The organism is Pseudomonas sp. FP1742 (assembly GCF_030687145.1).
GTDB classification, from domain to species: Bacteria; Pseudomonadota; Gammaproteobacteria; order Pseudomonadales; family Pseudomonadaceae; genus Aquipseudomonas; species Aquipseudomonas frederiksbergensis_D.
Genome location: NZ_CP117460.1, coordinates 5,563,727 through 5,590,398 on the forward strand (window position 1 = coordinate 5,563,727; position 26,672 = coordinate 5,590,398).

Consider the following 26,672-nt stretch of genomic DNA (forward strand, 5'->3'; position numbering starts at 1 on the left):
ATCGCTTGTCAGACTGCAATCAATTCGAAAGACGCGGCAGGATCAGATCCTTGAGATCGGTCAGCTTGCCATGAAAAAAGTGTCCGCATTCTGCCACTTTCAGCAGCTCATGGGGGCGATCGAGTGCGTCGGACCAATCGTAAACGAGTTGCGGATCGATCACTTCGTCGGTTTCCGGCTGGATCAGGGTCAATGTACCTTGTTGCGGCAATTGATCCTGATCACCCAGACGCATGACCGCAGGCGCGACCATGAACAGATGCTTGATCTGCTCGCCCGTGGCTTCCAGGCGTCCGCCGAGACTGGCCGCAACAAAACCGCCGAAGGAGAAACCGAACAGGGTCAAAGGTAATTCAGGATGTTTGGCCAGCAGCCACTCGGCCGCTGCCTGGGCATCGTCGACTTCGCCGGTGCCCATGTCGTGCATGCCTTCACTGGCACCGACGCCACGGTAATTGAAACGCAAGGTAACCAAACCGGCATCGCGTGCGGTGCGCTGCAAGGTCGAGACGACTTTGTTGAGCATGGTGCCGCCTTGCACCGGGTTCGGATGGCAGATCAGCGCCAGGCCCCGGGGCTGTTCAATATCCAGGCTCTTGTTTTCCAGATACAGGGCTTCCAGTTGGCCGACTGGGCCGTCAATCACTACAGGGGTTTCGCGCATAAGCAAGGAAGGAACTCCGTGACCTCGAATCGGGTCGACTCGTCTAGCCAATTGTCTGTGCCAATCTATTGCGAGTGAATCGCGGTATACAGCGCAGGTTCGAGCCGTTAACGTAAAGCAAAGCCGTTTATAGAGGAAGGACTCGTGGAACACTCGCTCTTAGTTTGGTTGTTGCCGACTCTTGCCCTGGTTGTGGGTGTCGCCATTGGATTCCTGATCGCTCGCCTGGTGCCGAATGCCGCGCCTAACCGCACGCAACGTCAGCTGGATGATATTCAGGAACGTTTTGACAATTATCAGAACGAAGTGGTCACCCACTTCAACAGCACTGCAAACCTGGTCAAGAAACTGACTCAGAGCTATCAGGAAGTGCAGGATCATCTCGCCGAGGGCGCCAACCGCCTGGCCCTGGACGAGCAGACTCGCCAACGCTTGCTGGCTGCCCTGCACGCCGACGCGGCGCAGGCTCCACGGGAACGCCTGACGCCACCGCGCGATCAGGAACCGCCTCGCGATTACGCTCCCAAAGCCCCGAACGCGCCGGGCATGCTCGATGAGCATTACGGCCTGAAGAAGTAATCAGGTTTCGCGCGACATGAAAAAGCCCTCGGACGAGTGATTGTCCGGGGGCTTTTTCATTTCTGAAGCGTTTCATCGCCTGTTCAGGCCTCTTCGCGGGCAAGCCCGCTCCCACAATGGATCGGCGATGAGCGAAATATTGTGACAGCCATGCTTGCCCGCGAAGAGGTCAGTACAGGCGGCACAAAAAAAATGCCCGATCATTTAAGGATCGGGCATTTTCATTTCAGGGAGAGATCAGCTGCTTATGGGTACTGCTGAACAGTGCCTGGCTGTTGCTGACCGCCATATTGCTGGCCCGGAATCGCCTTCAGGTTGACCTCGACACGGCGGTTCTGCGCCCGGCCATTGGCATCACCGTTGCTGGCAATCGGGTTATCCGGCCCGGCGCCACGTGCCGACAGGTTGGCGCCGCTGACACCCTGGGAGGTCAGGTAGGTCGCCACGCTCTGCGCACGACGCTGGGACAGGTCCATGTTGTGCTGACGGCTGCCGGTGCTGTCGGTGTAGCCGACGATCTCGATCTGGTTCTGGTTGAACTCCTTGAGCGAGCCCGCCAGATTGTTCAGCGGCTGATAGAAGCTCGACGCGATGTTCGCCGAATCGGTGGCGAAGGTGATGTTGCCCGGCATGATCAGCTTGATCTGATCGCCCTGGCGCTGCACCTCAACCCCGGTGTTGGCCATGCTGGCGCGCAGCTTTTTCTCCTGCTGGTCGGCGTAGTAACCGTAACCGGCGGCGGAAGCCCCCACCACGGCGGCGCCAATCAGCGCGCCCTTGCCACGGTTATCGTGACTGATGGCAGCACCGGCCAGCGCACCGGCCAGGGCGCCGAGGCCACCGTATTTGGCGGTTTTGCTCATGCCCGTGGAGCTGCCATCGGCCTGACCCTGGTTGTCATAAGGGTTCGGCGATGCACAACCGGACAACAGAGCCACTGCAGTAGCGACAACGATCAAACGACGCGAGGTGAACATGGAGGAGCTCCTACTTTTTTGCATTCTGTGGTGCAACGGACTTAAGCAATGAACCTTTGCGGGCGTTGGATCACTGGCAACGACAAAAATTCCGTCAAAGCCCTTCAAGCTCTTACAAAGGGGTTACCGCGCATTTCATCGCCCAGACAGGTGTCCGGACCATGCCCGGCCACTACGGTTGCCTCTTCATCGAGGGTATACAACCGCTGCTTGATCGATCGCACGAGCGTTGCCTGATCGCCACCCCACAAATCCGTGCGCCCTACCCCACGCTTGAACAGCGTGTCACCGGCAATCAGCAGCTTAGCCTCTGAAAACCAGAAGCTCATGGAACCTGGTGTATGACCCGGCGTGTGCAACGCCACGCCACACCCGCACGCCAACTCTTCATCATCGGCCAACCAGCGATCCGGCGATGGCACCGGGGTGTAAGGCACGCCGAACATCTGGCACTGCATCTCCAGATTGTCCCAGAGAAATTGATCTTCTTTATGCAGGTGCAGGGTCGCGCCGGTTTTCTCCTTCATCTGGCCGGAGGCCAGGAAGTGATCGAGGTGCGCGTGGGTATGGATGATGCTGACCACCTTCAGGCCCAGGGCGTCGAGCCGCGCCAGAATCAGTTCGTGATTGCCACCCGGGTCGACCACGATGGCCTTTTTGGTGATCGGGTCGCCGATGATTGTGCAGTTGCACTGCAACGGGCCGACGGGGAAGGTTTCGCGGATGAGGGTGGGTTGCTGAGACATCGGGCACGCTCGGAAAACAGGAATGGCCAATTTTGGCACAAAATTGCCTTAATCCATTTATGCGCATCTGCTTCGTAACAATGCGTTACCCCAATACCCCCAACTCCTTCGCCCGAGCCACGGCCTGCGTACGCCGCTCCACCCCCAACTTACTGTTGATATGACTGGCATGGGTCTTGACTGTGTGCAATGAAATAAACAACTGATCACTGATTTCCTGATTCGAACACCCTTGCGCGATCAGCCGCAGAACGGCCAGCTCGCGCGTACTGAGCTGTTCCGAAGGGGATGACTCCACCACCGCTCGGGAAACCATGGCCGGAAGTTTTTCCGAGAGGCTCTGCGAAACGGCCGTCGGCGCACAGAGTTGAAGTTGCCCACGCAGCCAGTCCGCGTGCTCAGCCAGTAATCGGTCAAACGGTTGCAGGACACCTCCGGCGGCCGCTTCCAAAGCCTGGGCCAGCGCCTTGCGGGCCTCGGGTTCGCGCCCGCTCACCAGCAACAGCATGACTTTCTGACTCAGCGCCATCACGCTGAGCATCTGCCGGCCACTGCGCTGACCGTGTTCATGCAGTGCGTTCAAGCGCCCTTCGGCGAGCATGGGCTGGCCCTTCATCATGTCCAGCACCGCCTGTTGCAACTCAATGTGCAGCGGCAGTTGTGGATGGAATTCCGGGGGGGCCGCCGGGTGCTCGCCGTTGTAGGTCTGGCCCAATCGCGCGAGCCAGGCTTCGGCCAGATCGATGCGGCCCTGGGCCAGCCACAGCTCGCATTTGACCAGGGTAATCATCGCCAGATAGTAAATCGGCGGAACGTCCCAGATGTGCATCAGCCGCTCGGCCTCGGCGAGTTCGGCGAAGGCTTTTGCAAATTCGCCGCTGCTGCCGTCCAGCCGGGCAATAACACAGTGGCCGATCAGTACGCTGATGTCACGACAGGCCCTGGCTTCACCCAACCCCGCGAGCAAACGTGCCCGTGCGGCCTGGGGTTGCAAGCGCAGGGCCAGTAAAAAACCCTCGTACAAGGTCAGGCGTGCGCGCACCGCATAGAGTCGTTGAGGGGATAAACCTTGCAAGCGTTGCAACCCCTGACGGACTTCATCCAGTGAACGAAGAATCTCCCCACGCGCCTGCAGCACGCGGGCGCGATCGTAATGAGCCAGCGCCTCGAACAGCGGATTGCCGACCCGTTGCGCCAGCTCCAGGGACTCACGGTTCAACCCTCGTGCACGCCAGAGGTCGCTGTCGGCAATGGCCAGATTGGATAAAGTCGAGAGGCACATCAGCCGCTGCCCATAGCGTTTGGCCGGCAGGCTTTCCAGTGCTTCGGTGCAATAGAGCAACGTCAGCTCGCGATTGCCTCGCCCCCGGGCAATGATGCCGCTCAGGGCCAGCCATTGCGCCAGCATGGATTTTTGCGCGGTAGCCGATGGGGCCGGCAGGAAGCGGCTCAGATGACTGGCCAGCTCCTCGGCAGCGTCCAGCTGGCAGGCCAGCCCCAACGCCCAGCTGTAGAGCACGATCAGCCGTGGCGTGCTGATCAACAGGCTGTCGGGCAAGTCCATTTTCCAGCGCAGCAGCATGCCGACGTTCTGCTCGGCCAGCAGCTGTTCTTCAGAGAGGTTTTGTACCAGATTTGCTGCAACGTCCAGATGCCCGGCACGCAACGCCTGCTCTACCGCCTCATCGAGTAACCCTTGGGCATTGAACCAGCGGCAAGCACGCAGATGGAGGCTGGCCGTCGGTACCATCGCCTGGGCGGTGGGCCGGCTGCGCAGCAGGTCGGAAAACAGGTGGTGATAGCGAAACCAGTGACCGTGTTCGTCCAGCGGCACCAGGAACACCTGATGCGCCAGCAGGAAACGCAGGATCTCGGCGCTGTCATGGGCTTCGCGCACGGCGTCGCACAGTTCGCTGCAAAAGCGCTCCTGAGGCGCGGTCTCGTACAGGAATGACTGCACCTCGGCGGGCAGGCAATCGATGACTTCTTCGAGCAGGTAATCGCGAATCAGCCCTTCCCCACCGTACAACGATTGGGGCAATGCGCCCTCACTGCCCGCCTCGGAGGCCGCCAGCAGCCAGAAGCGCAACCCGGCCACCCAGCCTTCACTGCGCTGGATCAGATTCTCCAGCGCCTCGCCACGCAATGAAATGCTGTGTCGATCAAGCAGGCTCAGGGCTTCATCGTGGGTCAGTCGAAGATCCTGCTCATGCAGCTCGAGCAACTGTCGCGACAGCCGCAGCCGCGCCAGATGCCAGTCGGGACGCTGCCTGCTGGTGACCATGACCAGCAGGCCATCGGGTAAATGATTGAGGAAAAACTGCAGACAACGATCAAGCACCGGGCCTTGGGCCAGATGATAGTCATCAAGCACCAGCAGCAGCGGCTTACCGGGTGAAAGATGCACGGCCAGTTCATCGAGCAAACCGTCCAGCCATTCTTCGAAGGCAAATGGCTGATGACGTTGGCGCATTTTCAGCAGCCCCAGCGCCTGACTGCCCAGTTGCGGAAAATACTCCTGAAGACCTTCGAGCAACCGCTCAAGAAAGCGGCCGGGATCGCTGTCCCGTGGACTTAAACCCAGCCACAGGCTTTGCCAGTGATCCGGTAGTCCCTGACAAAACTCCACCGCCAATGAACTCTTGCCGAACCCCGCCGGCGCGCTGACCAGCAGCAGCCTGCCACCCAGGCCTGCACTCAGGCGCTCGCACAGACGCGGCCGCAGCACATGGCCGTCGGGCAGTGGAGGCCGGAAAAAGCGCCCGTCCAGTGCCGCGACGGCAACGCTTGCAGGACCCGGAAGTGGGGACAGATCAGTCATGGCCGGCTCTTGTTTGAAATACTGATGGCGGCGTTACAGATGTCCGCAGCCTAGCGGTAAACGAAGAGCTATTGAAGGTTATTGCTACAAATGACTACAAAAAGACTACAACCAAAAATGTCGGTATACCGGACAGCTGCTACGACGCTCTTTATGAACTTCCAAAAAAAAGCCCCGAACCAGTCGGGGCGTTTTTTTCGAGGATGCGGCCTCGGGTTACAACGTTTTTAGCGAACGCCTTCCTGACGCAACGCGGCCGGAGTGAAATCGGCGGTGCTGGCGGTGAAACCGAAGTTATAGGCCGACTTCTCTTCGTTCTTCATGCCCAGTGCCAGGTAGCGGCCCGACTGCAGGTCGTACAAGGTTTCGAGGGCATACCACGGCACTTGCTTGTCGTAGTAGTTCTCGGAGTGAGCCTCGGCGACGCGCCACAGTTGCCCGCGACCGTCGTAGTGGTCGACCACAGCCGCCTGCCAGGTGTCTTCGTCGATGTAGAAGTCACGTTTGGCGTAGATGTGACGCTGACCTTCCTTCAGGGTCGCGACCACATGCCAGACCCGACGCAGTTCATAGCGAGCCAGATCCTGGTTGATGTGACCGGCCTTGATGATGTCGGCGTACTTCAGCTGTGGCGAATCGAGCTTGTAGCTGTCGGAGGCGATGTACATCTCTTTCTTGCCTTCGAGCTTCCAGTCATAGCGATCCGGCGCACCGTTGTACATGTCCAGGTTGTCGGAGGTACGCAGGCCATCGGCAGCGGTACCCGGCCCGTCGTAGGACACTTGCGGCGCACGACGCACACGGCGCTGCCCGGCGTTGTAGACCCACGCCGAACGCGGTTCTTTAACCTGGTCGAGGGTTTCATGCACCAGCAGCACGCCACCGGCCAGACGAGCCGGCGCGGTCACTTTCTGCTTGAAGTAGAACAGGATGTTGCCCGGGTTCTTCGGATCGAAATCCTTCATCCTGTCGCGGAACACGAACTGATCCTCGAAATACACCAGGCTGAACGAGCCGTTCGGCTGCGGCGTGGCCTGGGTTATCAGACGGGTCACACTGCCGCCGCGATAACGGGTGATGTGGTTCCAGATCACCTCAACGCCGCTTTTCGGAATCGGGAAAGGGATCGCGGTTTCGAAGTTCTCCAGACCATTACCGCCGGACACTAGATTAGTGTTGGTAGCGTTCTTCTTGATGGAGGCAAACACCTCATCCGGCACGGTGGCGCCGCGATGGGATGGATAGACCGGCATCTTGAAGGTTTCCGGGTAGCGCTTGAACATCGCGTACTGGCCCGGCGCGAGCTTGTCCTTGTACTGGTCGACGTTCTGCGCGGTGATGGTGAACAGCGGTTTTTCACTCGCGTACGGATCAGACAGAAACCCCTTGCTGTCCACGCTACCGGCGTTTTTCGGCATGGGTTTCCAGGCAGGGATCGAGCCGTCGGCGTTGCCTGCCATCTCGGCCCCCATCGGGGTCAGGCTCTTGCCCAGCTTGTCCGCTTCGGCCGCAGGGACCGCCGCCATGACACCGGTCGCCAGCAGCGAAAGCCCCAGAACGCCAACGTGGAACAGACTCTTTGTTATTTTCATAAATGTGTTCGTCCTGAAAATACAGTGCTTAGAAGTTCACGCCGAAGCTGAGCGCAACGAAATCGCGGTCATCCACGGTGGTGTACTTGCCGTCGAAGAAGTTGGTGTACGCCAGGCTCGCGGTGTAAGTGTTCTGGTATTCGGCATCCAGACCCAGGCTCACCGCCTTACGACCTTCCTCGAAGTTGCCGCCAGGGCCGGGCGAGTAACCGCTCACGTCGTGGGACCAGGCCACGTTCGGCTTGAGGTTCACCCCGGCAAATACGTCGTTGTAATCCCAGATGGCCCGGGCGCGATAGCCCCACGAAGTGGCCGTAGTGAAGCCGTCGTTGTTGCAATTACGGCTGCGGTTGTTGGTGGCAGCACCTGCGCCGGCACCGTTGATGGTGCTGGTGTTGAGAATCGCCGAACAGGTGTCGAGGCCACCGGTGGACGGCAATTCACCAGGTCCGTAGACCGGGTCACGGCCATAACGGACATCAGAGCTGCTTTCCAGGCCGCCGACATGGGTCACGCCCACTTCGCCCACCAGGGTCAGACGGCTGGCGCCCATGACCTGATCGAAGAAGTGCGTCAGGGTGGTCTGGAACTGGGTGATTTCCTTGCGGCGATAGCCATGCAAGTCCTGACCTGGCACACCATTCAGCAGCGAAGCATTGGTCAGGGCGCCACCCAATGGACGCACGCCGGCGAACAGAATGTCGGTGGAGTTGAGTTGCACCGGTGCGTTCGGACGGTAGCTGATCTCGCCACTCCACGCCGTGCCGGTGGGCAGGGTGGTGGAGAAGCTCAAGCCATAGAGGCGGATGTCTTCCGGGTACTCGACAAAATAGTTCGAGTTACCCGCGACCACCAACGGCGCCAGAGCCCGAAGCGCCCCCGGCAAGGCCGCTGCCCGCGCATAGGCCGATGCTGGAGCCCCCGTAGCGCTGAAGATCGGCGCACGGCTGTGATAGTTCATGAAGTAGGCACCGAACTCGGTGTCCAGCGGCTCGAACATGTACTTGAGGGACGCGCCCCACTGGCCGCTGTCCCGTGCATCGCGATCAGGGCCACGACGTACCAGTACACCTTCGTCGTTAACGTCGACGCCCAGCCTGGTCAATGTAGGCAAGGCGGCGCCCGGAATGGTCGAACGCTTGTTCAGCACGCGCAGGTTGTTGTCGCAACCGTCGGCAATGATGTCGGGTTGGGAGAAGAAGGTGCCGCAGTTATCGACAACGGTCTGGTCCCATTCCAGTTGATAGAAGGCTTCGGCCGACAGCGTGTCGGTGAGGCTCTGGGACACGTAGAACATGTTGACCGGAATCAGACCTTCCTTGACCTCGGCGCCAGGACGACGGAATGCGGATACGTCGATCGGGTTGATCGAGTTGATACCGCCGCCGATGAAGGTACTTTCACCCCAGCTCACCACCTGTTTGCCCAGACGCACGGAGCCCGGCTGATCGGCAATGGAGTAATTATGGTAGACGAAGGCGTCGAGGATCTGGCCGCCGGAAGACTTGGCGCCTTCCTTGCGATTGCTGTCGCTGATGTCCTTGAATTCGCGGCTTTCATCCTTGAGTTCGAAGTCGTACCAGTATTTGCCCCGGACAAAGACCCCGGTGTCGCCGTATTTCAATTCAAGGTCATGGATACCCTTGAAGATTTTCGAGAAGGTTTCACCGCTCTTGAAGTTGGCGTGACCGTCATCGGACGTCTGGGACAGGCCATGGCCCCCGTTATTGACACCGATGAGGTTCTTGTTGGGACTCTGAGTAGACCAACTGGCCCCGATCGACAGGGATGAGTCGAATTGACCTTCGATTTCACCGACGTTGAAACTGACGCCGAATGCTGGCCCGGCGAGCGAAGAGGCGAGACTGACCGCCAGGGGCAGTTTCGCCCGGCGCCAGAACTGGTTTACTGATGTCATCGACGCTACTCCATGTGCATTATTGTTATGGCTGAGTACTTTTAAAAACGTTGTGGGTGACCGGAAGCCAAGTGGTCCCGAAGTCACTCCAAAGTTGCATTGCCCCGTTTTGTGCGTGAGCTCCGTTCTTAAAAATCCTTGAGCGGACTATAGCCAGCAGGTAGTAGTGCTTGATCCCTCTAAAGTGTGATTTGCAGCTGCCGGCCACTCTGGAACAGTCCTTTCGCCAGTCCGACACATGTCGGCACGGCAAGGATGGCTGAAAATTCGGATTTCACAAGCCAAGCGCTTGCTTGGTGGCTCTGGCGCGCCCTTTCGGGCACGCCAGATGACGCTTAAAGCGTCGAGAGGAAGGTGCTGTTGTTGGCCTGCCATTCGGTGATGTCGACGCGGATGCGCTTCTTGTCGAGTTTGCCGACGCTGGTCTTGGGAATTTCAGTAACAACGGCAATCTGGCTCGGGATGGCCCATTTGCTCAAGTGCCCCTGCTCAACGAACGGCTTGAGATGCTCCTTGAGTTCCCTGGCCCCGATCTGATGCCCTTCGCGAACCACCAGCAGCGCAAACGGGCGCTCGCCCCACTGCGGATCGGCGATGCCCACCACTGCTACCTCGCGTACCGCAGGGTGGCGGCTGATCAGGTCTTCCAGATCCAGGGAAGAGATCCACTCGCCACCGGTCTTGATCACGTCCTTGATCCGGTCACGAATGTCGATCACCCCCATGCTGTCCAGGGTCGCCACGTCGCCGGTGTGCAGCCAGCCCCCGGCCCAGAGCTCGGCGCCCTTCTGTGGCTCGTTGAAATAACCCTCGGTGAGCCACGGCGCACGCAGCACCAGTTCGCCCTGGGTCTCACCATCGGCAGGCAGGAAGTTGCCGTCGGTGTCGATGATCGCCGCCTCGACCAATGGCCCCGGCACTCCGGCCTTGATCCGGTAAGTGGTGCGTTCGTCTTCGGTGCCGGCCATCAGCTCATCGTTAAGGTGCGCGCACGATACCAATGGCCCGGTTTCCGACATGCCGTAAGCGGCGGTCAACTGAATGCCCTTGGCTTTGGCTGCTTCATACAGCGCACGGTTGAGCGCACTGCCGCCGATGACGATTTTCCAGCCACCGAAATCGATGTTTTGCGCAGCCTTGGCATTGAGGACCATTTGCAGGATGGTCGGCACACAGTGGGAGAAGCTCACCTTCTCCTTGCGCCACAATTCCACCAGATACTCGGGGTCGTAACGGCCCGGATAGACCTGCTTGAGCCCGAGCATGGTCGCCACATACGGCAAGCCCCAGGCGTGCACATGGAACATTGGGGTGATCGGCATGTACACGTCGTTGGTACCCAACAGGCGCACGCTGTCGATGGCCCCCATGATGGTCGACACGCCCATGGTGTGCAGCACCAGTTGCCGGTGGGTGAAATACACGCCTTTGGGGTTACCGGTGGTGCCGGTGGTGTAGAACGTGGTGGCCACCGAGTTTTCGTCGAAGTCTTCAAAGTCGTACTGCGGGCTCGCGGCGGCCAATAATTGCTCGTACTCGCCGACAAGGTTCGGCAGCTCGGCAGTCTTTTCCGGCAAGTCGGTCAGCAGCAGGGTTTTCTCCACCGTGGTCAGGTGCCCGGCAATCGCCTTGTACAACCCGACGAACTCGCTGTTGACCAGCACAAAGCGGTCCTCGGCGTGGTTCATGGTGTAGAGAATCTGTTCCGGCGACAGTCGCACGTTAATGGTGTGAATCACCGCGCCGATCATCGGAATGGCAAACATGCATTCCAGGTAGCGATGGCTGTCCCAGTCCATCACCGCCACGGTATCACCGGCCTTCACGCCGGCCTCTGTCAGCACATTGGCCAGCCGCGCAACCCGCTCGATCAGGGTCGGATAGCTGTAGCGCAACTGATCGCGGTAGATGATCTCGCGAGTTTTTTCGTAACGAGCGCCGGACATCAGCAGCCGTTTAATCAACAGCGGATACCGGTAAGCGCCCTCGGCTGGAGGAATAACGCGAGTCTGCAACATAAGAGTCCCTTTTTGACTGCACAGTCTTGGCTGCTAAAGCTAAGCACTCTAGAGGCCTTGAACGCCAGTCAAATCAGCCAAAGGTATGATTTGCAGAGCCGTACAAATGCTAGCTTTGCGCCAGCATTTGCGAGAGTTCGTCAGCCGTTACGCCATTTTTCCGAGGGCAGCCTCGGCTGGTGTCCGGGGGAAAACCATTGCAGCCACGAAGGTCAACGCCGCAATACTCGCCAATATCAGGTAAAGGCCTACAAAACCTTGGCGCGGTTCGACGAACGAAATCAGCGGAATCGCGGTAGCACTGGCACCGAACGATAAACAGTAACGCAGCGCGAAGATTCGGGATTGCCATTGCGGCGCGACAAAGTTGGCGACCATCGCATCATTCACCGTAACCTGGCCAAACACCACGAACATGAACGCCGCACCCAACACGATCACGGCCCAGCCGTCGACATAGGCCAACCCGAACAACAGTGGCGCCTGGCACAGCGTCAACACTATGAACGGCCATTTCAGACTGAAACGATGCAAGACCCGGCCGATGCTCAACTGCGCCACGGCGCCGAAGGCATATGCCAGGCTGACCACGACGCCAAGGATTTGCGGTGAAGTAAACAAATCGTGCAGGCGTTCCTGAAACAATTTCGGATAGGTCATGGTCGTGGCGTTGAACACCACACCGCCGGTCGCGGTGGCCAAGGCCAGTACGCCGAACACCATGACCATGGAAATCCGCTGGCCAGCCGCATCTTTGAGCGGTGTGTGCGCACGCTTGGGGATCGGTTCTTCGCGCACCTGAAACGCGAAACCGATGCCCAGCCCAATCGCCACCACGCCAGGCAAAACGAATGCCGAACGCCAGCCGAGTTGCGCCACCAGCAACCCGGTGATCAGCGCCGAAAACGCCACGCCAAGGTTGCCCCACATACCGTTGATACCGATTTCGCGGCCCCGGTTGTGCGCGTAAGCCACCAGCATCGCGGTGCCCACCGGGTGATAGATCGCGGCGAAAATACCGATCAGCGTCAGGCCGAGTACCAGCATCGGTGCGCTGCTGCTCACGCCGGTAAAGATCGCCGAAGCGCCAATGCCGAAAAAAAACACCAGCATCATTTTCCGTCGGCTCCAGCGATCCCCCAGCCAGCCGGCCGGCAGCGAACAGGCGCCAAAGGCAATAAAGCCACCGAGAGACAGGCCGATCAGCGCGGCGTAGTCCAGTGCGAAGGCCTGGGTCATGCCGAGAACGGCGGCGGGGAAAATCAGCATGAACATGTGATCGATCACATGGGCTGCGTTGATATAGCGGAGGACATTTCTGGATTGGTTCATCGCGGCACGCTTACGTTGTAGTGAGCGGCTTATGCTAAGTTGGCGAAAAAGAGTAATTCTGACAACAAAGTCATTGGATCTGACATGTTAATCAGCCATTTCCTGCACGGGCCGGTCAGCGCCTATCCACGAGATTACGTGGACGGTGCTCACCAGGAACTGCATCAACACCGCGAAGCTCAGTTGCTGTACGCCGTTTGCGGCACCATGCGAGTGGTCACTGCGCAAGGTGCCTGGGTCATTCCACCAACCCGAGCCGTGTGGATTCCACCATTGGTGGCGCATGAAATTTTCATGTCGGGCGAGGTGCGCATGCGTTCGCTGTTCATTGCCCCCGAACTGTCGCCGCCAACGCTGCAACAGTGTTGCGTGCTGGCCGTCACGCCACTGCTGCGTGAGCTGATCCTGCGTGCGGTGCAAGGTCCGCAACACGCGAAAAACTCATTGATTCAGCGGCTGATGCTGGAAGAAATCGCCAGCCTGGAAAACCTTCCGCTACACATTCCAATGCCCGAAGATCGACGCCTGCTGGGCATCTGCCTGGCGCTGATGCGCACACCGAATCACTCCAACACCCTGGAAGACTGGGCACAGCAGGTCGGCGCCAGTTCTCGAACCTTGGCGCGGCTGTTCCAGCAGCAACTGAAGATGAATTTCAATGCCTGGCGCCAGCAACTGCGCCTGATGGAAGCCCTGCCGCGTCTGCTCGCCGGGGAAAGCGTGCAGAGCGTGGCGCGCGATCTGGGCTACGGCAGTGCTCGGGCGTTCAGCGCGATGTTTCGCCGCTTGCTCGGGGAAAACCCTCGGGAATACCTGAACGCGCTGAACAAATTGAGCGAACTCAATCCCCCGTAGACACTCAGCGCGATCAATGCATCTCGGTGAACGCGAGTTTCACGCCGATGGCGATCAGCACCGCGCCCATGGTCCGGTCGAACCAATGGCCCATGCGGGCGAAACCAGCACGCACGCGCTGTTGACTGAACAACATCGCCACCAGGCAAAACCAGAGCGCCGTTGCCGCTGCCAGATAGATCCCGTAACCGGCCTGTACCGCCAACGGCGTGTGCGGGTTGATCACCACGGTGAACAGCGACAGGAAAAACAGCGTGGCTTTCGGGTTCAGGCCATTGGTCACGAACCCCGCAGTGAAAGCGCCCCGCGCGGTGCGCTCACCCGCTTCCTGGTGCAGGTCGTCAGCTGCAGGTTTGGCCGGTTGTGCGCGCAGGGCCTTGTAGCCGATGTACAGCAGGTACGCGGCAGCGGCCCATTTCAAGGCGTTGAACAGCACGATCGACTGAGACACGATCAGCCCGATCCCCAGCAGCGAATAACCAACGTGCAGGAAAATCGCCGAACCGACGCCCAGCGCCGTCCAGGTCCCGGCACGGCGACCGTGAGTCACGCTCTCTCGCACCACCACGGCGAAATCCGGGCCCGGGCTTGCAACAGCCAGCAGGTGAATCAGCGCAACGGTCAAGAATTCTGTCCAGTACATGGGGGCTCCTTTTGGCCAAGCGTAACTGCTTGTTTCATCTGGTAGGCTCGGCAGATTACGCCCTCAGTTCAATGCACAAAAGGTACAGTTGATGACGAACTCTCGCCGCGCCGTTTTCCTTGACCATCCGTCCCTGGACCTCGGCGATCTCGACCTCAGTCCGTTGCGCGACTGCTTCAGCGACTTGCAACTGTTCGCCCAGACTACGCCTGCGCAAGTGATCGACCGCCTCAAAGGCGCCACCGTCGCCATCAGCAACAAAATCCTGATCGATGCGGCGGCCATGGCGGCCAGCCCCGAGTTGAAGTTGATCCTGATCACCGCCACCGGCACCAATAACGTCGACCTTGCCGCCGCTCGCGCCCATGGGATCACCGTTTGCAATTGTCAGGGTTACGGCACGCCGTCGGTGGCCCAGCACACGATCATGTTGTTGCTGAACCTGGCGACGCGCCTGGCCGACTATCAAAGAGCCGTCGCCGAAGGTCGCTGGCAGCAGGCTAAACAGTTCTGCCTGCTGGATTACCCGATCGTCGAACTCGAAGGCAAAACCCTCGGCCTGCTCGGCCACGGGGAACTGGGCAGTGCCGTGGCACGACTGGCCGAAGCGTTCGGCATGCGTGTTTTGCTGGGGCAGATTCCCGGGCGTCCTGCCCGGCCGGATCGCTTGCCGCTGAATGAACTGCTGCCGCAAATCGATGCCCTGACCCTGCACTGCCCGCTCAACGAACACACTCGCCACTTCATCGGTGCCCGCGAACTGGCTTCGATGAAGCCCGGTGCTTTCGTGGTCAACACCGCACGCGGTGGCTTGATTGACGAGCAGGCCTTGGCCGACGCCCTGCGCAACGGCCACCTGGGTGGCGCGGCCACCGACGTGTTGAGCGTCGAACCACCGAGTGCGGGCAACCCGCTGTTGGCCCAGGACATTCCACGGCTGATCGTCACCCCGCACAATGCCTGGGGCAGTCGCGAGGCGCGGCAACGGATCGTTGGCCAGTTGACGGAAAACGCTCAGGCTTATTTCAGCGGTAAAGCGCTGCGGGTCGTCAGTTGATAAACTGCGGCACTTTTTTTCAAGGAGCAGAGTATGGATCCGCGCAGTGAAGTACTGCTTCGTCAGGCCGAGTTGTTCCAGGGTTCGGTATTGCTGGCCGGTTTGCCCGCCGACGACTTGCTGGGCCGCTTGCCCGATGCCCACGGCTGGTGCTGGCATGCCGGCGATCAAGCCGCGCTGGACGCCCGTTTCGCCGGGCGCAGCCATTTTGGCGTGAATGCGCCCGAGCGCGAATTCGACAGCGCCGTGGTGTTTCTGCCCAAGTCCAAGGACCTGACCGACTACCTCCTCAACGCCCTCGCTTCTCGTCTGGCCGGTCGTGAGTTGTACCTGGTGGGCGAAAAACGCAGTGGCATCGAAGGCGCCGCCAAGCAGCTCAACCCCTTCGGCAAACCACGCAAGCTCGACAGCGCACGGCATTGCCAGCTCTGGCAGGTCACCGTGGCCAATGCGCCAGAAGCCAAGTCGCTGGAAAGCCTGGCCCAGACCTATGAACTGCCGTTGGCCGAAGGGCCGTTGAAAGTCATCAGCCTGCCGGGTGTGTTCAGCCACGGCCGACTGGACCGTGGCAGCGCCCTGTTGCTGGAGCATCTGGACAAACTGCCCAGCGGCCACTTGCTGGACTTCGGTTGCGGCGCGGGGGTGTTGGGGGCTGCGGTGAAGCGGCGTTACCCGCACAACCAGGTGACCTTGCTCGATGTCGACGCGTTTGCCGCCGCCAGCAGCCGCCTGACCTTGGCCGCCAACGGCCTGGAAGCAGAAGTGATGACCGGTGACGGTATTGATGCCGCGCCCATGGGTTTGAGCGCGATTCTGAGCAATCCTCCGTTCCATGTCGGCGTACACACCGATTATTTCGCCACGGAAAACCTGCTGCGAAAAGCAGCTAAACATCTGAAAAACGGCGGCGAACTGCGCCTGGTAGCGAACAGCTTCCTGAAGTATCAGCCGCTGATCGAAGAGCACTTGGGCGTATGTGCAATCAAGGCTGAAGGCCAGGGTTTCCGCATCTACCGGGCCAAGCGCGGCTGAAAACGCTTTTGCAAAAGAGGGCTTGCCCTGGAGCGACGAAGCTCCTGTGGGAGCGGGCTTGCTCGCTAAGAACGATGACGCGTAAGGCCTGAAAAACCGCGGCGTTTTCTTCGCGAGCAAGCCCGCTCCCACAGGTTCTGCCGATTAACTACCAACATTGGGGCTTGCCCAATCGGATTTGCCTAGGCAGAATCCGCTCCGTCCTAGGGGAGTAGTCTCCCACGAGCGCCATGCTCGTCCGGCATACGTCAACATACTTGGTCCTCAGACCATGGCGTATGCGACCCACGCGTCCGCACCAGACGGATCGCAGGGTTTGACAAGACCTATGACACGAACACCTTACCCGGGGCGGGAAGGCTGTACGTGTCATAGCCGTGTCGACCCGCCCCTTAGGAAAACCCTGATGCTGGATTCACTTCTCGTTCCCACCGCAATCGTTGCCTTGGCCGAAATCGGCGACAAGACGCAACTGCTCGCGCTCATTCTCGCCGCTCGTTTTCGCAAACCCTGGCCGATCATTGCCGGCATCGTCGCCGCGACCCTGGCCAACCACGCGGCGGCCGGTGCGGTAGGCGCCTGGTTCGGCAGTTTCTTCTCGAATGCGACGCTGCACTGGATCCTCGCCGCCAGCTTCGCCGCTACCGCACTGTGGACACTGGTGCCGGACAAGATGGACGAAGACGAAGCCAGCACCGCCCGCAAGTTCGGACCGTTCCTGACCACGTTGATTGCGTTTTTTCTTGCGGAGATGGGCGACAAGACCCAGGTCGCGACCGTGATGCTGGCCGCGCAATACCCGGAACTGTGGCTGGTGATTATCGGCACCACCGCCGGGATGTTGATTGCCAACGTGCCGGTGGTACTGGCGGGCAACTTTGCGGCGGAAAAACTGCCTCTGACTTTGATTCGTCGCCTGGCGGCGTCGGCGTTCTTCATCCTGGCGATCGTCGCGGTGTACAAGGCGATGCAGAGCAGTGGGTGGATTGGATAACTTCCATATCTTTGCGCCAGATATAGAGCACGACTATAAATAAAATATCATCGATAGCTGACATAACTGACAGCTATCGGCGATTTCTCGCCACGCTTATCTTCATGGTTCCTGATCTACACACAAGGATCGTCACCATGAATACCGACAGCTCCGCCTCTAAAACCAACCCTATTCTAATTCCCCCATCCCCTTTCAGTAACGACTGTAGCTACACCGCGACAGTGGACCCGATTGATACGAAACGTGTGCGCATTTGTTTGAAGGGCCGAACTGAAAATGGCCTGAAAGAACTGGAAGCACTGCATGGACGTGCCACCCTCAACGTCTCAACCGTTGGGGGAGGCTATTATTCGTCTGCCGACAAGCACGAAAGCGATGACCAGAACAGCTACTACTGGACCTTTCCTGCCGCAGGCGATAATTCTCACTTCAAAATTTCAGATGGCGCAGACAATCCTTTCCGGATCAACTTCGTAAAGACGTCGGACTCAAGATATTACGAGATTATGTGTGAGTTTTTCTTGGTGTTTGGCAACAAATATGATTACAACCCGGCCCTCACGTACATCACCATTGATTATCCAATAAAGGACCCAGGCGGAATATTCAGGGACACATTCAAACTCGAAACAGAACACTAAGCGATTCAAGGCGCTCTTGAAAAAACAAGAGCGCCTTTTTTAGTTCAAGACTTCCGTGCTTTCTCATACAACGGCATGACTTTCGGAATCGCCGCCTGCAACGACGCAATCCGGCTGCCCGACGCCGGGTGAGTGCTCAAGAACTCTGGCGGTGCGCCTTCCGAGGCTTTGCTCATCTTGTTCCACAGGGTGATCGCGGCGTTCGGGTTGTAACCGGCGCGGGCGGCCAGTTCGAGGCCTATCAGGTCCGCTTCGTTTTCGTTTTCGCGACTGTTGGGCAAGGTCATGCCGTATTTGGCCACGGTGTCTGCCAGGGCCAGGCTGTCCTGGCCCAGACCGAGCAGCGCACCGGCGCCCTGCTTGGCCATTTCGATACCGTAAGCCCTGGACATCGCTTCACGACTGTGCTCGCGCAAGGCGTGAGCGATTTCATGGCCAATGATGGCGGCGATTTCGTCGTCAGTGAGTTGCAGGGTGTCGATCAGCCCGCTGTAGAAAATGATCTTGCCGCCAGGCCCGCAGGAGGCATTCAGCTCGTCGCTCTTGATCAGGTTCACTTCCCATTGCCACTGGGCCGAATCCGGACGGAACACCGGTGCCTGGGCAATCAGGCGATTGGAGATGGCCTGGACGCGCTTCGCATTGTTACTGGATTTATCCAGCACGCCTTTGGTGCTCGCCTCCCCGATGGTCTGTTGATAAGACTGGGCGTACATCTGGTTGACCTCGGAGGTCGACAACATGCTGAACATGTATTGCGTGCGCTCAACGCCCACGGCGCCACCGCTGGTGGTGTTGACCGACTGACAACCGGCAAGCAGCAGACTTGCACTCAGTGCACACAAAACCAATGTCTTACTCATCAAGAAGCTCCCTGGAAACATGCCGCGTATCCTAGGTGGGGATTTGTATCGGCGCTAGATACAACGGACGTGTAGCACGTACATTTCAGACAAAGCCCCGATCACCGTAGGAAAAAATTCACACAACAGCGTCCGCCGCGGCTGATCACGGCCAGCAATGATTCATTTACGACATCCAGCACTCTAAAACAGCCAATTCGTTACACCTGGCTCATGCCCCACCGCCCCAGTGCCGATACAGCTCTGCAGACGTCCTCTTGCGTGCGGAGCACCCATGAAATTCAAGTCGATCCAGTTTTCCGTTGCCGCCCTGGCCGGCGCCATTGTGCTCAGCGTTGTCGCAGCCCTGGTGCTGTACGCGCTGTTTTCCGGCGCCCGGACCCAAGACATGGTCCAGCAACGGACTCAGGCGCAGTTCGAGCAAGTCATCGAACAGCGCCTGACGTCGCTGGCGCAAACCCAGGTCAGCCAGATCCAGCGCGAACTCGAAGCGCCGCTGCTGATTGCCGGCGGTCTGGTGCGGGTCAATGCGCTGATCGGCACACCAGGCGCCGACGGCCAGCCGCAACTGAGCCTGGGCCGTGAGCAACTGATCAGCCTGATCAAGGAAAACGTCGCCCGGAACCCGAAAATTCTCGGCACCTACATTGGGTGGGAAAAAAACGCCCTCGACCACAACGATGCGGCCTACGTCGACACCAAAGTAGTCGGCATCGACGCCAGCAACGGGCGCTTCCTGCCATGGTGGTTCCGTAACGAAGACGGCAGCCTGGGCCTGGACAAACTGGTCGACGTCGACGACCAGAAAACCTTGTCCACCGGTGTGCGCGCCAGCGAGTACTACCTGTGCTCGAAAGAAACCAAAAAAGCCTGCGTGATCGATCCGGCGCCCTACAAGGTTGGCGACAAGATCGTCATGCTCGCCTCCTTCATTGAACCGATCATGCTCAACGGTGCGTTCCAGGGCATCGTCGGCGCCGACCTGTCGGTGAACTTCATCCAGGAAATGCTCCTGGGGGCGAATCAGAAACTGTACAGCGGCGCCGGGGAAATGGCCCTGATCGGCGGTAACGGCCGGATCGTCGCCTACACCAAAGACCCGAGTAAATTCGGCGAAAAGGTCAGCGACATCCTCGACAGCAAGCAGATTGCCAACATGGCCAATCTCAAGCGCGGCGAAGTGACTTACACCGTCGACAAGGCCCAGGGCCGGATCGAGTTGTACCTGCCCTTCGGCATCGGCCAGACCGACGCCCACTGGACCTTGATGCTGCAACTGCCGCTGAATGCAGTGATGGCCGACCTGCAAAAACTTCAGGGTGACCTGGACGCACAGCGCAAGTCCGACACCTTTGGCATGGCCATGGTCGGCTTGCTGATCGCCGGCATTGGTTTGTTGGTGATCTGGCTGGTGGGCCACGGCATTGCCCGGCCGCTGAAGCAAATGGTCGCGATGCTCGACGACATTGCCCAGGGCGAAGGCGATCTCACCCGCCGTCTGACCAGCGACCGCGCCGATGAATTGGGCTCGATCGCCAAGGGTTTCAACACTTTCCTGGCCAAGTTGCAGGCGATGATTACCCAAGTGGTGACATCGGTGCAGAGCGTCAGCGATTCGTCGGAACACACCGCCGACATCGCCATTCGCACCAACATCGGTGTGCATAAACAAATGGCCGAGATCGATCAGGTCGCCACCGCCGTGCATGAAATGACTGCCACCGCCCAGGACGTGGCGCGCAACGCCACCCAGGCCGCGCAAGCCGCCAGCCATGCGGATCAGGCGGCGGCGCAGGGCATGCAAATCGTGCGGGATACGTCGAATTCGATTGGTGTTCTGGCGGTGGAAATCGGCAAGGCCGTTGGCGTGGTGCAGACCCTGGCCAAGGACAGCGAAAACATCAACGCGATCCTGACGGCCATTCGCGGCATCGCCGAGCAGACCAACCTGCTGGCCTTGAACGCGGCCATCGAAGCCGCGCGGGCCGGTGAACAGGGTCGGGGTTTTGCGGTGGTGGCCGATGAAGTGCGCAACCTGGCGCAGAAAACCCAGAAGGCCACGGAAGAAATCCAGACCATGATCCAGCAATTGCAACAAGGCACCCGGGATGTGGTGCGGGTCATGGAGGACAGTCAGAACCGCACCGACGAAAGCGTGCAGCACGCGGCGAAAGCGGCCCAAGCGCTGGAAACCATTACCCAGGCGGTGTCGGTGATCAACGACATGAACACCCAGATCGCCAGCGCCGCCGAGGAACAGAGCGCGGTGGCCGACGACATCAACCGCAACGTGATCAACATTGGGCAAGTGGCCAATGAAGTGGCCGGTGGTGCGGATGAGTCGAGCGCGGCCAGTGCGGACTTGACCAAGTTGGCGGAACAGCAGCGGCGGTTGATCAATCAGTTCAAGGTTTGATCATAGGACCCCATCGCGGGCAAGCCCGCTCCCACATTTGATCTCCAGTGGATACAAAATCCGTGAACAATGGAGATCCACTGTGGGAGCGGGCTTGCTCGCGAAGGCGTCAGCACAGACACCCAATCACTCAACCCGGGGTCAAACACTCCGGCCCATTCAGCTTCGGATCATTCACCAGGTTCGCCAGCACCCGCTCGCGCAATGGCGCAGGTTCGCTGGCCAGCAGCGCCTGCAAGGCATGTAGCGGGGTTTCAGGATTGAGCCAGGCTTCCTGCCCCGCCGCATCGAGAATCAACGGCCGACGCTGACTCGAAGCAGGTTGGGTGATCACCGCCGTACTCAGCCATACCTGCTCCTGCACTGGATACGCTTCCCAGATCGCCGCGAAGTACAGCGTCGAGCCCTCCCCCGGCGTCAGCCAATATGGACGTTTGCGCGTAGTGCCGCGCCATTCGTAAAAACCATTGGCCGGCAGCAGGCAACGACGCAGGCGCAAGGCTTCGCGAAACATCGGTTGCTCGGCCACGGTTTCGGCGCGGGCATGGGCCGGGGTGCGGGACAAGTCGGTCAGCCATGGCGGCGTCAGGCCCCAGCGGGCACGGGCCAACTCACGCTGCCCGTCTGCACCGGCACGCAGCATCAGTACCGAATCGTTGGGGGAGATATTCCACTGGGCCTGCTGATCGGCGGGGAATCCGGGCAGGGCCGCGAAGGCGGGGTTCCAGCGAAACAGGGCATAACGTCCACACATGGGGTAATACGACTCTTGATCAAACGAACGTCAGCCTAACAGACCAGCGTGCCGGGAAAGCTGTCCGGTTCATCGCCGGACAGGGGCAGCGCGGCATTGTACGCGGCGATCAGCTCCCGGGCGTATTGCGCCTGGTCGTTATCGACCGATACACCCAGCAGGCCGAATATCGGCAATTCCCCGGTGCCGCCGATCAAATCCCGGCCCACCAGATGCGCCTCGATGCCTTCACTGGCCAGCATGCTCAGCAGCAATTCGCCTTCCATCAGGTTTTCCGGCTCGTAGATACGCTGCATGGGTGAACCCCTTCATTCGTTTTCGCTGTAGACGTCGAGGTGCCATTCCTCACCGTGAACCTGCAATACAAAGGTAATGGGACGACAACACACCGGACAATCCTCGATATAGGTCTGATCACCGCCAGACAAATCCAGAACAGCCTCGACTTCTTCACCGCAATACGGACATTCATACTGCGCAGTTTCCAGCATCGCGGTCTCCCAGGTGACTTGTGCGTATAATCGCCGGTCTATTTGCAGGGCTATTTTTGTCTGGCTACCTTTTCAGACCGTGCCCCGTTGGTTTTCGATCAAAACCTTTACTTACCCTAGCCGTTTCCAACAAGAGAGCATGATGGGCGAATTCGATGCCATCCGACCTTACGACGACAGCGAAGTCCCAGCGGTGCTGGCACGGCTGCTCGGCGACAAGGCGTTTCTAGATATCCTCACCCACTTCCGCTTCCCGCGTTTTGCCGGTGCCTTCGGCTGGATGCTCAAACCTCTTATAGCGCATCGGCTGCGCCGTGAGTTCGCCGGCGTCACGTCGGTGGCCACGTTGCAGGACAAAGTCGAGTTTTACGTCGACCACACCATCGAGCGCGCCACGGACGGGGTGACCTACACCGGCGTGGAGCAATTCAAATCCGGCAGCGCCTACCTGTTCATCGCCAACCACCGCGACATCGTGATGGACCCGGCCTTCGTCAACTACGCCGTGTACCACGCCGGCCTGCCGACCCCGCGCATCGCCATTGGCGACAACCTGCTGCAAAAGCCATTTGTCAGTGACCTGATGCGCCTGAACAAAAGCTTCATCGTGCACCGTTCGATTACCGGTCGTCGCGAGAAAATGGCGGCGTATCAATTGCTGTCGGCCTACATCAACCACTCGATCCGCAACGATTGCGCCTCGATCTGGATCGCCCAGGCCGAAGGTCGCGCCAAGGACGGTGACGACCGCACCGAATCGGCGATCCTCAAGATGTTCCACATGAGCCGCAAGGACGAGCCGTTCGGCGAAGTCATCCGTTCGCTGAACCTCACCCCGGTGTCGATCAGCTACGAATACGACCCGTGCGACCAGGCCAAGGCCCGCGAGCTCTATATTCGCGCCACCACTGGCAGCTACACCAAGGCGCCGGGCGAGGATGACGTGAGCATCGCCAAGGGCATTACCGGTTACAAGGGCCGGGTTCATGTGAACTTCGCCGCGCCCATCACCGAATTGTTCGAAGACACCAAGCAATTGGCGATCGAAATGGACAAGCAGATCCTTGGCGGTTACCGGTTGTTCCCGGTGCACTACCTGGCGTATGCACAGTGGAAAGATGCTGACCCGCAATTGCAGGTGCCAAAAGCGGCCGAGCTGTTTGCGGCTGATGAGCTGGCCAAGGCTCAGGAAGAGTGGCAGCGCCGGCTGGAGGCTTGCCCTGAGGAGCATCGTCCGTTCCTGGTGCTGCAATATGCGACGCCGGTGCGCAATCAGTATCGGGTCAAGGCCGGGTTGCCGCTGTAGGGCAATGGCTGGAAATGACAACAGCGCCCTGTGGCGAGGGGGCTTGCCCCCGTTCGGCTGCGCAGCAGTCGTAGAACCGATGGCAGCGGGCATGTCAGAAAGACCAGCGATTGCCATTTCAGGGCTGCTGTGCAGCCCAACGGGGGCAAGCCCCCTCGCCACAAGTTACCGCGTCGCGGTTAGACGCGAGTACTGACCCACGACACCAGTAACGCCATCCCGAGGCAGGCAAAACCGAAGCGGTAGAAAAACCGGTTCATGCGCAAGGTCGCCCAATCGAGCGTTGGCTCTTCGCTGGGTCGGCTCTGGCGCTGGGCTTCGATACTGGCCAAGGCACGTTGTTCACGACGACGGGTGGCATGCAGCAACCAGCCGCCCGGGCAGGCAAACAGCAAAGCCAGCAGGTTGATCAATTTGGCAGGATGAGCGGTAAAGAGCGAAATCAATTGCAGCGACATCACAAACCTCAGGCAAACCGGTGTAGCAGACGCCGGGACCGACGACCACGGCGCGGATTCTACCGAAAGTGCCCTGACCTGCCCCGGCTTTCCGACAAATAACGAAACCATTTAGCCGATGACTGTCCTGTGTCATGGCGCCGTCATCTGAATCCGCCAGTCTGTCGCCCCTCGAAACCGACACGGACCCCGTCATGCTCCACGCCGAAAACCAGGACCGCCTCTACCTCATTGCCCAAAGCGACGAACAACAAACCTTAGTCGGCAGCCTTGCCTTCAATGTACAGGACCGGCATTGGCTGGTGTATTGCGCGTTGGGCGGGCATCAACATGCGGATTTGCCGGAGACGGACTTGCTGACCGGGGTGAGTGTTCTGGATTTCTATTCGGAGGCGGCTTGAGCGTCCTACAAACGCAGTGATTGAAAGGGAAGATTCCGACAGGTTTTGAAGGTTGTCGCTCGGAAATGGGGTGGATAGGCTTTGGGGGTCGCTGCACATCAGCGACCGGGTGTGGAAACCCGAGGTTCAACAGACATGGTCCCATGGCATACTGCGGCGTTTTTCTGGCCGCCGTTTTGAGTTATGGCGGCTGTGCGTGGGAGGCCTTCGGGTCTGCCGGGTTTTGTCCGTTGTCTCGGTTTTCCACCCTGCGCACAGCTGCCACCTACTCGTGTGGAAACGGAAAAGTGGCAGCTCCAATGACTCAATGGAGATTTGCCATGATTAAAGAAACACCGAATCCCCCAGAAACCGACGACGTTTCCCCCTACGAATCCCTCGATTCAAAAAAACTCCACGACGCCGCCAACCGCGCGCTCGATCACTACCTCAACCCAGCCGCCCTCAAATCCCCCGTGGCCCGCAAACCGAGCACGATGTTTATGGTTGCGCCGGATATCAAAGACGAAGACCTGTTGGCCCACACCTGTGAATCGTTGGCCCAGGCCAGCGTGATGGCGAGTGATTTTGCGGGGTATCTGGAAGGGCCGCACCGGCACACAGCGATGGCGATTCAACAGATCGTCATGCTGGCGGAACTGGCGGTGAATCGGATGCTGGATAACGTGAGCGTGCCAAAACCTGCGCCACACAGCTGATCCCCCTGTGGGAGCGGGCTTGCTCGCGAAGGCTTTCTTGCATTCAACATTCAGTTACCTGACACACCGCCTTCGCGAGCAAGCCCGCTCCCACAATGGATCTGCGGGCAGAAAAAAACCCGGCGCCATCACTGGCACCGGGTTCTTTAAACAAGCCGCAAACCGTTACTCGGCAAGCACCTGACCAATCGTCGGGTCCTTGAACAAGCGGGTCAACGCATCACTCAACACATCGCTGACCAGTTTGGTATTGGTTTCCTGGTTCGGCGCCATGCCAAAACGCTGATCCAGCGACGCACCATAACGACCGCTGTAACGACGGTTGGCATTCTGCACATCCGAACGGAACGTTGCGCCAATCGTCGCCTCAGTCACATACAGGCCTTCTTTGGGCGACTGGTACTTCAGCTCGGCCAGGGTCACCGTCAATTGCGGTGCATTCAACGCATTGGCCGTCGGCGTAAAGCCCAGCAACCGTACGGCCGCCTCAGCCTGAGCCTGCAGTTTCGGCAGAATCTGCGCGCCCTGCACAGTGATCGCACTGGTCTCCGGATACAGACCGCCACGGGTCCCCAGGGTTGGCGACGGACGGCCGTCCACCACACGCACCACCACCGGCTGACCATGGCCGACCGGCGCCAGCTGAGCCGTCAGCTTGGGTTCCGGGTTCAGTTGTTGCGGGCTGTGGGCGCAGCCGACGAGGGTCAAACTGGTCACAGTGATCAAACCGAACAACAGGCGTTGCAACATGCTCTTCTCTCCAGAATCAGGCACTAACAGTGCCTGCAGTATAGCGGTGCGCCACTGTGGCGAACTAGCTTCGCGCAATGATTACTGAAATCTCTGACAAACCCGGTACAGCGCGGTTCCTGTCACACTTTTGTCACCGCCCGGACACGCGCACGTCATCGCCCGCTGGCAACCTTCACGGCAGCTATCCACAAGGTACTTTGCCATGCGTTTTCTCATCTCGATGTTCGCACCACGCCCGCTGCACCGCAGCTTCGCCCTGCTCGACCGTAATGGTCACTGCCAGGCCTTCAAGCAGTGCAGCCTCCAGCCCATGGGTGATGGCTGGGTCGAAATCGAAGAAATCCGCCTCAACTGGCTGCACCAGCCTTTGCCCGCCAGCGCCCGTGTCAGCCAGCACCCGCCACGTGCACACGCGCAGCAACTGCTGACCACCTGACCGGACACCTAATAAAAGTCATTAAACACGACCATTTCCCTGCGTTTCTTCGTTACAATCTCCCCCCGATTATAAGGACGTCTCCTGATCGGGCCTCGCAGCATCGTTCAATGCCCCGGTATTGACACCCCGAACCGCCCACAGAGAGCCGCCCACACAGATCGAGTGAAGCTGGCGTGCTTGCTGTTTCTCAAGCAAAACCCCCACTTTTCGCGAATCTGCAG

26 protein-coding genes, 1 pseudogene and 1 riboswitch are annotated in these 26,672 nt (G+C 59.3%); of the genes and pseudogenes, 12 read left to right on the forward strand and 15 right to left on the reverse strand.

Going from position 1 to position 26,672, the window contains the following annotated elements; all coding sequences use genetic code 11:
• Positions 1 to 19: 19 nt before the first annotated feature.
• Positions 20 to 664, reverse strand: a complete 645-nt coding sequence (locus PSH64_RS25160) for an alpha/beta hydrolase (RefSeq protein ID WP_305479024.1) — start codon at positions 662 to 664, stop codon at positions 20 to 22.
• Positions 665 to 808: 144 nt separating this feature from the next.
• Between PSH64_RS25160 and PSH64_RS25165 the strand changes: the two genes are divergently transcribed.
• Positions 809 to 1,243, forward strand: a complete 435-nt coding sequence (locus tag PSH64_RS25165; protein WP_105347917.1) for a YhcB family protein — start codon at positions 809 to 811, stop codon at positions 1,241 to 1,243.
• 245 nt (positions 1,244 to 1,488) lie between these two features.
• Here the strand turns inward: PSH64_RS25165 and PSH64_RS25170 are convergent, their stop codons facing one another.
• From PSH64_RS25170 to PSH64_RS25200, 7 genes are all read right to left on the reverse strand, one after another.
• Entirely contained in the window at positions 1,489 to 2,220 is a 732-nt protein-coding gene (locus PSH64_RS25170; protein WP_018930113.1) for an OmpA family lipoprotein, read from the reverse strand.
• 104 nt (positions 2,221 to 2,324) lie between these two features.
• Positions 2,325 to 2,966, reverse strand: a complete 642-nt coding sequence (locus PSH64_RS25175; protein WP_305479026.1) for an MBL fold metallo-hydrolase — start codon at positions 2,964 to 2,966, stop codon at positions 2,325 to 2,327.
• Between the two features lie 85 nt (positions 2,967 to 3,051).
• Positions 3,052 to 5,787 (reverse strand): LuxR C-terminal-related transcriptional regulator, encoded by a 2,736-nt coding sequence (locus PSH64_RS25180; RefSeq protein ID WP_305479028.1) that lies wholly within the window; start codon positions 5,785 to 5,787, stop codon positions 3,052 to 3,054.
• 227 nt (positions 5,788 to 6,014) lie between these two features.
• The gene (locus tag PSH64_RS25185) at positions 6,015 to 7,379 is read right to left on the reverse strand and encodes a DUF1329 domain-containing protein (protein WP_105347926.1); all 1,365 of its coding nucleotides are present in this window, start codon (positions 7,377 to 7,379) and stop codon (positions 6,015 to 6,017) included.
• 28 nt (positions 7,380 to 7,407) lie between these two features.
• Positions 7,408 to 9,297 carry a DUF1302 domain-containing protein gene (locus PSH64_RS25190; RefSeq protein ID WP_105347928.1) on the reverse strand — a complete coding sequence of 630 codons (1,890 nt, stop codon included), beginning with the start codon at positions 9,295 to 9,297 and terminating at the stop codon, positions 7,408 to 7,410.
• A gap of 335 nt (positions 9,298 to 9,632) precedes the next feature.
• Positions 9,633 to 11,315, reverse strand: coding sequence for a fatty acid--CoA ligase (locus PSH64_RS25195; protein ID WP_105347931.1), 1,683 nt, complete (start codon positions 11,313 to 11,315; stop codon positions 9,633 to 9,635).
• A gap of 147 nt (positions 11,316 to 11,462) precedes the next feature.
• The gene (locus PSH64_RS25200) at positions 11,463 to 12,647 is read right to left on the reverse strand and encodes an MFS transporter (RefSeq protein ID WP_105347934.1); all 1,185 of its coding nucleotides are present in this window, start codon (positions 12,645 to 12,647) and stop codon (positions 11,463 to 11,465) included.
• A gap of 84 nt (positions 12,648 to 12,731) precedes the next feature.
• Between PSH64_RS25200 and PSH64_RS25205 the strand changes: the two genes are divergently transcribed.
• The gene (locus PSH64_RS25205) at positions 12,732 to 13,502 is read left to right on the forward strand and encodes a helix-turn-helix domain-containing protein (RefSeq protein ID WP_105347936.1); all 771 of its coding nucleotides are present in this window, start codon (positions 12,732 to 12,734) and stop codon (positions 13,500 to 13,502) included.
• 13 nt (positions 13,503 to 13,515) lie between these two features.
• On the opposite strand, the gene PSH64_RS25210 is transcribed toward PSH64_RS25205, so the two are convergent.
• Positions 13,516 to 14,145: a LysE family translocator gene (locus PSH64_RS25210; RefSeq protein ID WP_019582369.1), complete on the reverse strand. Its 630-nt coding sequence runs from the start codon at positions 14,143 to 14,145 to the stop codon at positions 13,516 to 13,518.
• 91 nt (positions 14,146 to 14,236) lie between these two features.
• Here PSH64_RS25210 and PSH64_RS25215 point away from each other — a divergent pair, with 91 nt between their 5' ends.
• From PSH64_RS25215 to PSH64_RS25230, 4 genes are all read left to right on the forward strand, one after another.
• The gene (locus PSH64_RS25215; RefSeq protein WP_305479032.1) at positions 14,237 to 15,202 is read left to right on the forward strand and encodes a 2-hydroxyacid dehydrogenase; all 966 of its coding nucleotides are present in this window, start codon (positions 14,237 to 14,239) and stop codon (positions 15,200 to 15,202) included.
• Between the two features lie 33 nt (positions 15,203 to 15,235).
• On the forward strand, positions 15,236 to 16,234 hold the full coding sequence (locus PSH64_RS25220; RefSeq protein ID WP_105347941.1) for a class I SAM-dependent methyltransferase: 999 nt from the start codon (positions 15,236 to 15,238) through the stop codon (positions 16,232 to 16,234).
• 194 nt (positions 16,235 to 16,428) lie between these two features.
• Positions 16,429 to 16,551, forward strand: a riboswitch (yybP-ykoY riboswitch).
• Positions 16,552 to 16,640: 89 nt separating this feature from the next.
• Positions 16,641 to 17,228, forward strand: a complete 588-nt coding sequence (locus tag PSH64_RS25225; RefSeq protein ID WP_105347944.1) for a TMEM165/GDT1 family protein — start codon at positions 16,641 to 16,643, stop codon at positions 17,226 to 17,228.
• A gap of 137 nt (positions 17,229 to 17,365) precedes the next feature.
• On the forward strand, positions 17,366 to 17,872 hold the full coding sequence (locus PSH64_RS25230; protein ID WP_105347946.1) for a hypothetical protein: 507 nt from the start codon (positions 17,366 to 17,368) through the stop codon (positions 17,870 to 17,872).
• A gap of 44 nt (positions 17,873 to 17,916) precedes the next feature.
• On the opposite strand, the gene PSH64_RS25235 is transcribed toward PSH64_RS25230, so the two are convergent.
• The gene (locus PSH64_RS25235) at positions 17,917 to 18,735 is read right to left on the reverse strand and encodes a M48 family metallopeptidase (RefSeq protein ID WP_305479034.1); all 819 of its coding nucleotides are present in this window, start codon (positions 18,733 to 18,735) and stop codon (positions 17,917 to 17,919) included.
• A 1,453-nt stretch (positions 18,736 to 20,188) separates the two neighbouring features.
• Between PSH64_RS25235 and PSH64_RS30530 the strand changes: the two are divergent.
• Together PSH64_RS30530 and PSH64_RS30535 are read left to right on the forward strand one after the other, a co-directional pair.
• A pseudogene (locus tag PSH64_RS30530) lies at positions 20,189 to 20,248 on the forward strand (hypothetical protein); the annotation flags it as partial.
• A 198-nt stretch (positions 20,249 to 20,446) separates the two neighbouring features.
• Positions 20,447 to 21,151 (forward strand): methyl-accepting chemotaxis protein, encoded by a 705-nt coding sequence (locus tag PSH64_RS30535; protein ID WP_370694484.1) that lies wholly within the window; start codon positions 20,447 to 20,449, stop codon positions 21,149 to 21,151.
• 130 nt (positions 21,152 to 21,281) lie between these two features.
• Here the strand turns inward: PSH64_RS30535 and PSH64_RS25245 are convergent, their stop codons facing one another.
• Genes PSH64_RS25245 through PSH64_RS25255 form a run of 3 tightly spaced genes read right to left on the reverse strand, consistent with a single transcriptional unit; the run spans position 21,282 to position 22,396 of the window.
• Positions 21,282 to 21,905: an SOS response-associated peptidase gene (locus PSH64_RS25245; protein ID WP_305479038.1), complete on the reverse strand. Its 624-nt coding sequence runs from the start codon at positions 21,903 to 21,905 to the stop codon at positions 21,282 to 21,284.
• Between the two features lie 35 nt (positions 21,906 to 21,940).
• A complete protein-coding gene (locus tag PSH64_RS25250; protein WP_007939795.1) occupies positions 21,941 to 22,201 on the reverse strand; it encodes a putative signal transducing protein in 261 nt (86 codons plus the stop codon).
• Between the two features lie 12 nt (positions 22,202 to 22,213).
• Positions 22,214 to 22,396: a CPXCG motif-containing cysteine-rich protein gene (locus PSH64_RS25255; RefSeq protein ID WP_018929594.1), complete on the reverse strand. Its 183-nt coding sequence runs from the start codon at positions 22,394 to 22,396 to the stop codon at positions 22,214 to 22,216.
• 139 nt (positions 22,397 to 22,535) lie between these two features.
• Here PSH64_RS25255 and PSH64_RS25260 point away from each other — a divergent pair, with 139 nt between their 5' ends.
• Positions 22,536 to 23,702, forward strand: coding sequence for a 1-acyl-sn-glycerol-3-phosphate acyltransferase (locus PSH64_RS25260; RefSeq protein WP_105347956.1), 1,167 nt, complete (start codon positions 22,536 to 22,538; stop codon positions 23,700 to 23,702).
• A 179-nt stretch (positions 23,703 to 23,881) separates the two neighbouring features.
• Here the strand turns inward: PSH64_RS25260 and PSH64_RS25265 are convergent, their stop codons facing one another.
• On the reverse strand, positions 23,882 to 24,160 hold the full coding sequence (locus PSH64_RS25265) for a hypothetical protein (RefSeq protein ID WP_105347958.1): 279 nt from the start codon (positions 24,158 to 24,160) through the stop codon (positions 23,882 to 23,884).
• A 194-nt stretch (positions 24,161 to 24,354) separates the two neighbouring features.
• Here PSH64_RS25265 and PSH64_RS25270 point away from each other — a divergent pair, with 194 nt between their 5' ends.
• Both PSH64_RS25270 and PSH64_RS25275 read left to right on the forward strand, forming a co-directional pair.
• Positions 24,355 to 24,561, forward strand: coding sequence for a hypothetical protein (locus PSH64_RS25270; RefSeq protein WP_007939788.1), 207 nt, complete (start codon positions 24,355 to 24,357; stop codon positions 24,559 to 24,561).
• Between the two features lie 320 nt (positions 24,562 to 24,881).
• A complete protein-coding gene (locus PSH64_RS25275; RefSeq protein WP_105347961.1) occupies positions 24,882 to 25,259 on the forward strand; it encodes a DUF6124 family protein in 378 nt (125 codons plus the stop codon).
• A 165-nt stretch (positions 25,260 to 25,424) separates the two neighbouring features.
• Here the strand turns inward: PSH64_RS25275 and PSH64_RS25280 are convergent, their stop codons facing one another.
• Complete coding sequence (locus PSH64_RS25280) at positions 25,425 to 26,009, reverse strand: YajG family lipoprotein (protein ID WP_105347963.1); 585 nt, start codon at positions 26,007 to 26,009, stop codon at positions 25,425 to 25,427.
• A gap of 205 nt (positions 26,010 to 26,214) precedes the next feature.
• Between PSH64_RS25280 and PSH64_RS25285 the strand changes: the two genes are divergently transcribed.
• Positions 26,215 to 26,448, forward strand: a complete 234-nt coding sequence (locus PSH64_RS25285) for a hypothetical protein (RefSeq protein WP_105347966.1) — start codon at positions 26,215 to 26,217, stop codon at positions 26,446 to 26,448.
• Positions 26,449 to 26,672 lie beyond the last annotated feature (224 nt).